Source organism: Actinocrispum wychmicini (genome assembly GCF_004345645.1).
GTDB lineage: Bacteria > Actinomycetota > Actinomycetes > Mycobacteriales > Pseudonocardiaceae > Kibdelosporangium > Kibdelosporangium wychmicini.
In genome coordinates this window covers 744501-756245 of sequence record NZ_SLWS01000002.1, presented here as the reverse complement: position 1 = coordinate 756245, position 11745 = coordinate 744501, and the positions used below count along the sequence as shown (strand labels likewise).

Sequence of the window (11745 nt, the reverse complement as noted above, 5' to 3'; positions counted from 1 at the left end):
ACGGCCGCGGGCCGGGTCGTTCCATGAGGTCATGACCGAGCAGCGGCGCGTTCTGCGTACCGAGATCCCTGGCCCGCGGTCTCTGGAGCTGCACGCACGCAAGACCGCCGCGGTCGCTCCCGGCGTCGGCACGACCCTGCCCGTGTACATCGAACGTGCCGTCGGCGGGATCTCGGTCGACGTCGACGGCAACCAGCTCATCGACTTCGGCTCCGGCATCGCGGTGACGAGCGTCGGTAACTCCGCGCCGCGCGTCGTGGCCGCGGTTCAGGAACAAGTGGAGCGGTTCACGCACACCTGTTTCATGGTCACGCCGTACGAGCCGTACATCGCCGTCGCCGAAGAGCTCAACGCGTTGACGCCCGGCGACCACGAGAAACGGTCCGCGTTGTTCAACTCAGGCGCGGAGGCCGTGGAGAACGCGGTCAAGATCGCCCGGCACTACTCGGGGCGGCAGGCGATCGTCGCGTTCGACCACGCGTACCACGGCCGGACCAACCTGACCATGGCCCTGACCGCGAAGAACATGCCGTACAAGCACAAGTTCGGTCCGTTCGCCGGGGAGATCCACCGGGTGCCGATGGCGTACCCGTACCGCTGGCCCTCCGAGAACTGCGCCGATGAGGCGTTCGAGGCGTTCACCGCGGCGGTGACTGTCCAAGTCGGGGTGGACAACACCGCCGCGGTGATCGTCGAACCCATCCAGGGCGAGGGTGGGTTCGTCGTACCCGCGCCCGGGTTCCTCAAGCGGGTCGCGGACTGGTGCCGGCACCGCGGGATCCTGCTGATCGCGGACGAGATCCAGACCGGGTTCTGCCGGACCGGCGACTGGTTCGCCTGCACGCACGAGGGGATCGTGCCGGACCTGATCACGACCGCGAAGGGCATCGCCGGCGGGCTGCCACTCGCCGCCGTCACCGGGCGCGCCTCGGTGATGGACGCCGTGCACTCCGGCGGCCTCGGCGGGACGTACGGTGGCAACCCCATCGCGTGCGCGGCGGCCCTCGCCGCCATCGAGACCATGCGCGCCGAGGACCTGTGCGGGGCGGCGCGACGGATTGAAGCGACCATGCGTCCGCGACTGGACGCGTTGGCTGCGAAGTACGACGCCATCGGTGACGTCCGTGGGCGTGGCGCGATGCTGGCCGTCGAGTTCGCCGAGAAGGGGGCGGCGAAGTCCACGGCGGTCGCGGCGGCGTGCCACCGGGCCGGGCTGATCGTGCTGACGGCAGGTACGTACGGCAACGTGCTGCGGTTCCTGCCGCCGTTGGTGATCGACGACGCCCTGCTCGTCGAGGGTTTGGACATCTTGGATATGGCTATGGCGGAGGTCCTGTGAGAACCGATCTGTTCGTCGACGGCACCTGGAGCGCGGGTTCCGCGGGGTCGTTCGACGTGCTTGATCCATCGTCGGCTGCTCGCATCGCTGCCGTTGCGCGCGCGGGGCTGGACGACCTGGACCGGGCCATCACCGCCGCGCACACCGCGCAGCCCCTGTGGGCCGCGACGGCACCGCGCGAGCGCAGCGAGCTGCTCCGGCGTGCGTTCGAGGGCATGATCGCGCGACGTGACGAGATCGCCGCGTTGATCGTGCGCGAGATGGGGAAGTCGCAGGCGGACGCCTTGGCCGAGGTGACGTACGCGGCCGAGTTCCTGCGATGGTTCGCCGAGGAGGCCGTGCGGATCGACGGCGAGCTGCGGGTCGCGCCCAGTGGCGCCAACCGGATCCTGACGTTCCGCCGTCCGGTCGGGGTGGCGCTGCTGTTGACGCCGTGGAACTTCCCGGCGGCGATGGCGACCCGCAAGATCGGCCCGGCGCTCGCGGCCGGCTGCACGGTCGTGCTCAAACCGGCCGAGGACACGCCGCTGACCGCGTTGCTGCTCGCGGAGATCTTCGCGAATGCGGGCATTCCGGACGGCGTCGTCAATGTACTGACTACGGATCAACCCGGCGAATTGGTCACGGCCGCGCTGGCCGATCCGCGCGTCCGCAAACTGTCTTTCACCGGGTCGACGCAGGTCGGTCGGGTGTTGCTCGGCCAAGCCGCGGCGCATGTCGTGAACTGTTCGATGGAACTCGGCGGGAACGCGCCTTTCCTGGTGCTCGACGACGCCGACGTGGATGCCGCCGTAGCAGGCGCGATGCTGGCGAAGATGCGCAACTACGGCCAGGCGTGCACGGCCGCGAACAGATTCATCGTGGATTCCTCGGTCGTTTCGGAATTCACGTCGAAATTGGTCGACGCGATGGCTTCGGTTCCGTCGGCGCCATTGGTGAATTCGCGTGCGGTGGATGGTGTCGCCGGCCGTGTCGATTCCTCCGGCGGTCGTGTTCTGCTTGGCGGAAAGCGCGAGTCCGGTCCGGGATTCCATTACCCGCCGACCGTGGTGACCGATGTTCCGTACGACTCCGTCCTGGCGCGTGAGGAGGTTTTCGGGCCGGTCGCGACGATCCTGACGGTGCCCGACGCCGACGCGGCGGTCGCGCTGGCCAACTCGACCGAGATGGGCCTGGTCGCGTACGTCTACACCCAGGACCTGGGCCGCGGCCTGCGGATATCCGAGCGGTTGGAGGCCGGCATGGTCGGCCTGAACCGCGGCCTGGTGTCCGACCCAGCGGCCCCGTTCGGCGGTGTCAAGGAGTCCGGCCTCGGCCGGGAAGGCGGGTACGAGGGCATCCAGGAATATCTGGAAACCATGTACGTCGCAACATCGTGGTAACCCGCCAGGGGAGAAGAAACCGAAGAAAGTCGGGTTGACCGCTTCGATTCAGCTCTGGTGTAGTCGATTCCGCGTTCACATCCCTGCCTCGTGTGAACCTGGAAGGACTGATCTGAGTGAAGTGGTTGAGCGCGCTCAAAAAATCGGCCATCGCGGTAGTCGGCGCCGCGACTGTCCTGTCCCTGGCGACCCCGGCACAGGCGGCCCAGCCGCCCTCCGCGAACGTCGTCGGCGGCACCCGCGCGGCCCAGGGCGAGTTCCCCTGGATGGTCCGCCTCTCCATGGGCTGCGGCGGCGCCCTGTACACCCGCCAGATAGTGCTGACCGCGGCCCACTGCGTCTCCCGCACGGGCAACAACACGTCCATCACCGCCACCCTCGGCGTGGTCGACCTGCAAAGCACCTCGGCCGTCAAGATCAAGTCGACATTCGTCTACCGCTCCCCGACATACAACACCTCGACCGGCGGCGACTACTCGCTGATCAAACTCGCCAGCCCGGCCCCCGCCTCAATCCCAACCCTCCCGATCGCGACGACCAACGGCTTCAACAACGGCACCTTCACGGTCGCCGGCTGGGGAGCGGCCACCGAAGGCGGCGCCCAGCAACGCTTCCAACTGAAAGCCCAAGTCCCGTTCGTCGACGACGCGACCTGCGAAGCCGCCGGCGGCAGCTACGCCGACCTGATCCCGTCCGCCGAGATCTGCGCCGGCCGCCCCCAAGGCGGAGTGGACACCTGCCAAGGCGACTCCGGCGGCCCCATGTTCCGCCGCGACAACAACAACGCCTGGATCCAGGTCGGCATCGTCAGCTGGGGCGAAGGCTGCGCCCGCCCCGGAAAGCCCGGCGTCTACGCGGAAGTGAGCACCTTCGCCAGCGCCATCGCCTCCGCGGCCGGCCGAATCTAGCCGGACCACGCAAACCCTCACCGGCCCCCGGTCGTTGAGGACAGGGGACACCGCTCGGGTCCAGCCCCGACCCGAGCGGTGTCTCGAGGCCGAGCGCCTAGCGAGACTTCTTGCCGCGGACCAGAGTGGCCAGGTCTATGACGAGCGGGAACGGAACCGGCCGTTCCAGAACTCCGCGGGCGATGTCCGCCGGGACGTAGGTCGCCGTCACGGTATCCAGCTCGTACACATGCACCACCGGCTGGCCGTCCTCGTTTTCGATCAACCAGTAGTGCGGGATTCCCGCCTCGGCGTACTTACGCGGCTTGACCATCCTGTCGCGATGGTCGGACTCGGGCGAAACGACCTCGACCACCAGTGAGACGTTTGATGGCTCATACCAGGTGCGGTCCTCGACGGGAGCGTTGGCCGCGACCACGATGTCCGGCTCGGGGCGATTGCGCTTGTCGAGCCGGATCGTCATTTCCGGCGCGACGACGAAACCGTCCGGAGCTTGGTCCTGTAGGGCGTAGGCGAGCCGGTAGATCACAATGGCATGCCACTCCCGCTGTGGGGACATCATGAAGATGAGTGCTCCGTCGATCAGTTCCGTGTGGCGAGGTGCCTCAGGCAGGTGGTCCAGGTCGTCCGCGAACCATCCCTCCTCGCGGGGAGGCTGCATCCAGTCCGGAAGAGCGGTCATGATGTCAACGGTAACGGCATGCCGCGGATCTCGCGACCAGGGGCCATGGCTTACTCACGAGGTTCTCGCGACTTTTCGACACGATGTCGAGGAGCGGCTATACATGAGGTGAGACCGTCTGGGGAGAACGGGCGAGGCCGCTGTGACCGAACATGAAGACGCCAGACCGCCACCGGCACGCAACGACATGCACGGCAGCGTCTCCGGCCCCGTCGTGCAAGCACACACGATCGGGGACATCCATTTCCACCGCGGCGACCGGACGCCTGTTCCAGCCCAGATTCCGCCGCCACCTCGGTCGTTCGCCGGCCGGGCCGGCGACCTCGGCAGACTGAACCGGTGGCTGGCCGGTCGCCACGAAGGACCCCACACAGTCGTGTTGAGCGGAACGGCGGGAGTCGGGAAGACCGCACTCGCGTTGCGGTGGCTGCCCGAACTGAGTGCGGACTTTCCGGACGGACAGCTGTTCGTTGATCTGGGACAGGGCTCCGCCGATCCGGTACTGCCGGCCGAAGCGCTTGAATGGTTTCTGCTCTCCCTGGGTGTTCCCGCCAAGCGTGTTCCTGTCGAGACTGGCCAACGGGCTGCCATGTACAGGACAGTCACTGCCGGCCGACGGCTGGCGATTCTGCTTGACAACGCCGTTTCCGCGGCCCAGGTGCGGCCCCTGTTGCCGGCGGGCGACCGCAGCGTGGTTGTGGTGACCAGTCGGTTCCGCCTGTCCGGACTGGCGATTGACGGTGCTCACTGGGTGGAAGTGGGTCCGCTGGACCCAGCGGGTTCAGTCGAGGCACTTGAGAACATCCTTGGCGCGGAACGTGTTCGAGCCGAACCGGACGCCGCGCGTGAACTCGCCGCGCTGTGCGGCGGCCTTCCGCTGGCTTTGGTGATCGTCGGGGCGCGGCTGGCTACGAGGCGGCGTCGCGGTATCGTCCGCGAGGTCGAGAACTTGCGGATGGAACAGCGCAGGCTCGCTGACCTTTCGTTGGGTGCGGACATGTCAGTGAAGGCGGTCTTCGACGTGTCGTACTCGGAGCAGAGTCCTGATGCGGCGCGTCTGTACCGGTTGTGTTCCTTGCATCCTGGCCCCGACTTCGGCGCCAGCGTGGCCGCTGCCGCGCTGGACTGGCCGGTCGAACGCACCGAGGAAGTACTGGATGGCCTGCTGGAGGCCAGCTTTCTGCTCGAAGTCGACGACGAGCAGTTCCGGTACCACGACCTGCTGCGCCTGTACGCGCGGCAACGTGCGGAGGACGCGGACACCTCGGAAGCCCGAGAGTCAGCCCTACGGCGGATGATCGAGTGGTATCTCGATCAGTCCGTTGCCGCCGACCTGCTCGTTCATCCGCTGCGGCCACGGTTGGGACCGCGCTATCCCGAAGCCGAGCCACGCGGCCCGCGGTTCGCCGACGTGCCGGGGGCGTTGTCCTGGCTGGAGTCCCACCGGGTTCATCTCGGCTCGGCGGTGGACGTCGCGGCCGAGAAACAATGGGACGAGCTCGTCTGGCAGCTATGCGAGGCATTGTGGGGTTTCTTCCTGCACACGCGTCACTACGGTGACTGGATCCGGATGCATCAGTTGGGGATCACGGCCACCGGACGGTGCGGGGATCGGCGAGCCGAAGCGCGCCTGCGATCACAGCTCGGCTTCGCCTTCGCGAAGTTACGTCGCTACGACGAGTCCGTTGTCCAGAACACCGTGGCGTTGCGGCTCGCCGACGAGGTTCAGGACGTTCAGGCCAAAGCCACGGCGCTGTCCCAGTTGGGTCGTGCCGCACGGGACAGCGGAGACCTGCCGGCAGCACTGGGGTACTACCGCCAGGCCCGCGACGTCCAGCAGGAAATCGGTCAGTCGCGTGGCGTGGCGTTGTGCCGCCGGCGGATCGGGCAGGTCCTTGCGGCGCAGGGATTACATGACGAGGCAACGGTTGAACTTGCGGCGGCCGCCGAAGCGATGCAGGCTCTCGGCGACGACACGCAATACGCCCGAACGTTGCTGTTCCTCGCCGAGTCGTGCATGCGCACGGACCAGTTGGAGCGTGCGGAACTCCAGTTGCAGCACGCGCTGGAGCTCGTGCGTCAGCTCGGTTCGCCGTACTATCAGGCTGAAGTCCTGTCCAGGCTTGGTGAGGTCGCGCGACGACAAGGAAAGCACGAAGCCGCGCGGGTCAGTTATCAGGAAGCCGCCGACCTGTACGCGTCTGTCGGGGATCCAGCCGCGGAGGCGATGCGTGCCCGGCTGGCGGAACAGGCCGAGCCGGACCAGCATTGACCTCGGCGGGCCAGCCGGCAAGCGGTTGGCCACAGGACAGCCAGCCGTACAGCGCCGCCATCCACGCCAGCCGGAGACCGCGACCTGACGGCGGCACGGTGACGACGAGCTCCTCGCCGGCACGGCATCGCACGAGCCAACGACGTCGGGCAACGGCCATGACGGCGACAAGCGCGTCATGCGCCAGCAATGGGCGTATCGCTTCAGTGGCTGGCGTACCCGAAGGGGTGTGCGGACACGCGATCGCGTCAGCGACCACAACCCACCGGTGATTCGCGCGGCTCGCGTTGACGAACATTCCGTCACCCAGTCCCTGCACCTGACCGCACAGCGACCAGTTGATGTGACTGGCGCCCATGGCGAGCGGCGTGATGTCCACGGTGACAGCCAAACCATCGAAGAGCTCCATGATCGCCTCTCAACGCCACAACGGCCGAGGTGTCGCGACTGCGGACATCGGCGGCGGCCAAACTGGCTCGGTCATATCGAGCAGCCGGTACATGGTGGTACGCAAGGTCTTTGCGGCCTGCCCGGGACGTGAGGTCATCACGTTGGACACTCTGTCGACTTTCGCCGGCGGGGGTGCTGCCGACTCCAGTTGGGGAATTATCGACCGGTCGTGCCTCAGCCGCAGCGCGACCGAGGCCGTTGCCGCGGCGATGCTCCCGCTCCGGATGTTGTGGTCGGGGAAGGCGGCCAGGTGGACCGGCCGCCCGATCGCGGCGGCGTAGCTTGTCGTGGAGCCGTGATCGCCGATCACGTGATCCGCGGCGATCATGGTCGCCTGCCAGCCGTCGTGCGGCGGGATCACCATCAGTCCGCGGCGGATGGCGTCCGCCAGCCAAAGGCGGACCTGGTATGTGCCGTGCACGGCCCAGATCAGCGGGTGTAGCACCGCGGCGACTTTGACCCGGGCGCCGCGGCTCTCGTCCAGAAGCCGGGAGTACAGCTCCGGACGGCAGCCAAAGGTCGACGTCGCCGACCACGTCGAGCTGACCGTCACGAGCGTGTCGCCGACGCCGACGCCGACGCCCAGCGCCGCCCGGTACTGCTCGCGATACGGTGTGCTGGCGACCATTCGGTCCAGGCAGATGTCGCCCGCGATGACGGCAGTGGGCAAGGCTGCCGGGCAGGAACGCCGCAACGCCTTGAGTTCGGTGTCGTGTGTCAGTGCGATCGCGGTGGGGATGACTCGACCGCGGAAGGTGAGCAGTTCGGCGTCCAGGCCGGTGGAAGGTCGTGCCGGAACACCCGCCTTCCGGCTGTAGCGGCGGGACATCAGGTTTCCCGCCCCGTGCGGCAGGATCAACATCCTGCCCCGCACCTGCTCGATCTGACGATGGCTGGCGGTCAGGATCAGATCCCATGTGTGCTGCCGCGCCTGGTGCCAGGGAACGGTCAGGCAGCCGTGGTGATCGAGGAACTCGGCTGCGCCGTGCCATGTCTCACCGGCGTGCGGAACCGTGAACACCGTCTGGACGCGGTGATCCGCTGCCAGCAGCGGAACCAGGTCCATCAGGCGGGTGCCCGCGGTCATCGACGGGATCATGACCAGCACCATGCGGCATCCGCCACGAGTCAGCCGGTTCACCGCGTCGACGCCGAACGGGCCCTTCACCCACATCTCATGCATTGCGCACCCCCGCCGGCCCGGCGGGAGACTCTCTCCACTCGGCCGGCCGGCCCAGTGTCGATTCGCCATCTGGACAGCGTGCTGTCGAAAAACTGGACAAGGTGCGGACACCGGAACGATTCCGCGGTGCACAACTCGGATGTGGACGACACCGAGGTCAATAATGGGGTTGTCGGCTGTCACCAGACTTTCAACGGACCAACAATCGCCAGGACAGTTGCGCTGATCGTGCGATGAGAGGTCACGAGGCCGTCTCGGCGGGGCGGCGGCCCCTGGATTGATCAAGAATCCCGGAGCACACTGCATGGACGTGGATACCCAGCAACGGGGTGGAGCTGGTGGAGATCACATTCGGAATCTTGGGACGCGTCGCACTCCGCATCGGCGGTGAACTTCAGGAAAAGTGGGGACGGCCGCGTGAGCACGCCATTTTGGCGACCCTGCTGCTGTATCCCAACCGAACCGTTCCGATCGCCACCTTGCTGGAGTGGGTCTGGTCCGGAGAAAGACGCGGCCCGCAAGATCCGGTTTCCACTCTGCACACGTACGCGACCCGCTTGCGTAGGTCACTCGATCGCTTGTCGCCGCGACCGCTGTTGTCCGCGGCCAATGGCGGCTACCTCCTTGAGGTGGACAAATCCCTGATCGACTACCATCAGTTCCGCGCACTCATCGCCCAGGCCAGGGAGTTCAGCCACCAGAATGAAGCAGTCCGGGCCCGGGACTGTGCCAGACAGGCGCTGGCGCTGTGGCGAGGGCGACCGTTGGACGACATCTCCAGCGAGCCGGCCGAGGCCTGGCGCACCCGGGTCATCCAGGACGAATGGCTCCCGGCGAACACGACGTTGTTGGCGGCCCTGATCGCGGCCGGCCAGTTCGAGGACGCGCTGGTGCAGCTCAACGAACTCCAGATCGACTACCCGGACGATGTCAACCTGGTTAAGTTGCGGCTTTCCACCCTGCACGGTCTGTCCCGCTCACTGGAGCTCAACGCGTATTACATCAACATGCGGCAGCGGTTCCGTCGGGATGCCGACGATCAGGCGATGGAGCACCTGCGGAGACATCACGACCGGCTCGTGAGCCAGACCGCGGAAAACGATCAGACTCTGCCGGCCGCCCCCCTTCTGGTGCCTCGTCAACTTCCGCATGATGTGCCGAAGTTCGTCGGCCGGCGTGCCCTGATCGACGCACTCGATGTGGCCACTGTGACCGCGGACAAGGAGGCTGGACCGAGCGGCATAGTGATTGTGGACGGTATGGCCGGGGTCGGAAAGACGGCCCTCGTCGTGCACTGGGGGCATCGCGTCAGGAAACACTTCCCCGGTGGGGATCTCTATGTCAACTTGAACGGCTTCTCCCCGCATCAGAAAATTCCGCAGTCAACCGTTGTGGACGACTTCCTTCTCGCTCTGGGATATCCACCCGACAGTGGTTACTCTCCGCGCTCCAAGGAGCTGCTGCTCAGCCAGCTGTTTGCCGAGCGGCGAGCTCTGGTGATTCTGGACAATGCTCGCAGCACCGATCATGTCCAGCGGCTGATACCGCTGCTCACCAATTGCCTTGTCGTCGTGACCAGCCGACAGCGTCTGACCGCGCTCAGTACGGCCACCGGTGCCCGTCGGATCCGAGTCGATCCGATGACCCCGGTCGAAGGGATCGAACTTCTCTCCGCCCGCCTTGACCTACGCCACGAACTCGCCCCCGATGTCCAAGCCCATCTGGCGGACCTGTGTCACGGCCTCCCCTTGATCATCACCATCCTCACCGACCATGTCGGCGACCGGCGGTCGGCCCAGCTGTCGACCTTCGTCCGAAACCTGACGATCCGTGACCTGATCACCGAAATCGGTCAGGACGAAGACGAACTGCACACCGCTACCGCGTTCTTCATGTGGTCCTACCAAGCGCTGGCCGCTCCCGAGCGCCGTCTGTTCCGCCTCCTGGGTCTGCATCCGGGAACTGACATGAGTACGGAGACAGCGCGGGTATACGACGACCGAACCCCCATGGAAACCAGACGAAGCCTTCGGATCTTGGTTGGCGCCCACCTTCTCGAGTCGCCGCACGCCTTTGATCGCTTTCAGTTCCATGATCTGATTCGTGAGTTCTCCCTCACCTGCGCGGAGCAGGACGAACCAGCGGAGCAGCGGCGCGCGGCCGACTTGCGGATCGTGAGCCACTACCTGGCCACGGCGACGGCGGCGCACAAGACCCTCTATCCGGGACAACCGACCGCGCCTGGACTGTCGATGGAGAGTCCAGTGCCTGGCTTGACTTTCGCGGATGCCGAGCATGCGAAGGCGTGGTTCGATCAAGAACGAATGACTGCTGTCGCCGTGGTGAAGTACGCCGCTGACCGGGGGCTGCACGCCCACGCGTGGCGGCTCGCCGACATGATCGCGACTGTCTTCGACCGCAAGGGCTCATACGCTGACAGCCAACAGGTCAGGGCACTGGCGGTGTCATCCGCCGCAGCGGCGGGTGAGCGTGAGGCCGAGGCGTCGTCGCTGGCAGGGCTCGGAATGGTGCTGACGGTCCGCGGTGAGCTCGTCGAGGCCGAACGCGCTCTGCTCGCCGCGCTGCGGTTCGCGGAGGAGACGCACCACCTCCGGGGCCAGGGATCCACGCTGACGTTGCTGGGCAGGCTGACGATGCGTCGAGGCGACTTTGCCGCTGCCGCAGCGCTTTTCGACCGCTGCCTGCGTGTCAACCAGCAAGCCTCGGATCAGGAAGGCCTCGCGTGGGCCCACTGTCTGCTCGGTGAAGCCCTAATTGGTCTGGATCAACACGATGAAGCGCTTGTGCACCTGCACCAGGCGCAGTTTCACGCCCAGCGGATCGACGAGAGGTCGGTCCAGGCCACCGCGCTGCTGGAGATCGGCTCGGTCTACCGCGACCGTGACGACTACGCGAGCGCGGTCGCGTACAGCCGACAGGCGCTCGATGTGATCAGCGGCGCCCCCTTCCCCGACTTCGCGATCAGCATCCGGGTCCGGCTGGCGCTGGCTGAGATCACCGCCCACCTCGCCGAGACCGACGACGCCTACGAGCATGCCCGGCGGGCGATCGAGATCAGTCAGCAGACCCGGAACCTCACGGCCGAGGCTCAGTCGTGGGATGTACTCGGCCAGTTGTACTACACATGCGGCGAGCTGTATGACGCCGCGACCGCGTGGCAACGTGCCGCGGAGATCTATGCGGCGGTCGGTCCGGCTGTCCGAGCCGCGGAGATCAGGGCCAACCTGCGGAGGATTCAGGAAGGTCAGACGAAAGTCCCTTATGCCCGAACATCGTCCCTGGTGTCCAAGCCGGCGTTGCCTGATCTTGGTACGACTTCGGACATAGCGGACCACTGACCGCGACAAGATCGAGCACTTCTTCTCCATGGACAGGAAGTGCTAGCGGGCGGTTGACGCCACGCCGGTCAGCACGAGATGATCTGGACCCACAGAGACCAGATTCCTGGTCTGACCGTTGTGGATTTCTCGATTCTTGGCGACTGTGTTCGCCGGGAGGGCTCGCGTTG

Annotated in this window: 7 protein-coding genes; 5 read left to right on the top strand and 2 right to left on the bottom strand. The window is 66.4% G+C overall.

Annotated features, from left to right (window positions below):
* The first annotated feature begins 31 nt into the window (after positions 1–31).
* The 3 genes from gabT to EV192_RS11840 all read left to right on the top strand — a co-directional run bounded on the left by gabT (position 32) and on the right by EV192_RS11840 (position 3629).
* Entirely contained in the window at positions 32–1339 is a 1308-nt protein-coding gene (gene gabT / locus EV192_RS11850) for a 4-aminobutyrate--2-oxoglutarate transaminase (RefSeq protein WP_132114316.1), read from the top strand.
* Positions 1336–2721 carry an NAD-dependent succinate-semialdehyde dehydrogenase gene (locus EV192_RS11845; RefSeq protein ID WP_132114314.1) on the top strand — a complete coding sequence of 462 codons (1386 nt, stop codon included), beginning with the start codon at positions 1336–1338 and terminating at the stop codon, positions 2719–2721. The genes gabT and EV192_RS11845 overlap by 4 nt, the downstream gene beginning before the upstream one ends.
* 116 nt (positions 2722–2837) lie before the next feature.
* Positions 2838–3629, top strand: a complete 792-nt coding sequence (locus tag EV192_RS11840) for a S1 family peptidase (RefSeq protein WP_132114312.1) — start codon at positions 2838–2840, stop codon at positions 3627–3629.
* 97 nt (positions 3630–3726) lie between these two features.
* Here EV192_RS11840 and EV192_RS11835 read toward each other — a convergent pair whose 3' ends face one another.
* Complete coding sequence (locus tag EV192_RS11835) at positions 3727–4311, bottom strand: Uma2 family endonuclease (RefSeq protein ID WP_132114310.1); 585 nt, start codon at positions 4309–4311, stop codon at positions 3727–3729.
* Between the two features lie 142 nt (positions 4312–4453).
* Between EV192_RS11835 and EV192_RS11830 the strand changes: the two genes are divergently transcribed.
* Positions 4454–6583, top strand: a complete 2130-nt coding sequence (locus EV192_RS11830; protein ID WP_132114308.1) for a tetratricopeptide repeat protein — start codon at positions 4454–4456, stop codon at positions 6581–6583.
* A 418-nt stretch (positions 6584–7001) separates the two neighbouring features.
* Here the strand turns inward: EV192_RS11830 and EV192_RS11825 are convergent, their stop codons facing one another.
* Positions 7002–8216 (bottom strand): hypothetical protein, encoded by a 1215-nt coding sequence (locus EV192_RS11825; protein ID WP_132114306.1) that lies wholly within the window; start codon positions 8214–8216, stop codon positions 7002–7004.
* A 329-nt stretch (positions 8217–8545) separates the two neighbouring features.
* Between EV192_RS11825 and EV192_RS11820 the strand changes: the two genes are divergently transcribed.
* Entirely contained in the window at positions 8546–11575 is a 3030-nt protein-coding gene (locus EV192_RS11820) for a tetratricopeptide repeat protein (RefSeq protein WP_132114304.1), read from the top strand.
* Positions 11576–11745 lie beyond the last annotated feature (170 nt).

What these genes read in the sequence shown, in the direction of transcription:
- gabT (WP_132114316.1), top strand. Translation starts at nt 32, where the DNA reads ATGACCGAGCAGCGGCGCGTTCTGCGTACCGAGATCCCTGGCCCGCGG.
- EV192_RS11825 (WP_132114306.1), bottom strand. Translation starts at nt 8,216, where the DNA reads ATGCATGAGATGTGGGTGAAGGGCCCGTTCGGCGTCGACGCGGTGAAC.
- EV192_RS11835 (WP_132114310.1), bottom strand. Translation starts at nt 4,311, where the DNA reads ATGACCGCTCTTCCGGACTGGATGCAGCCTCCCCGCGAGGAGGGATGG.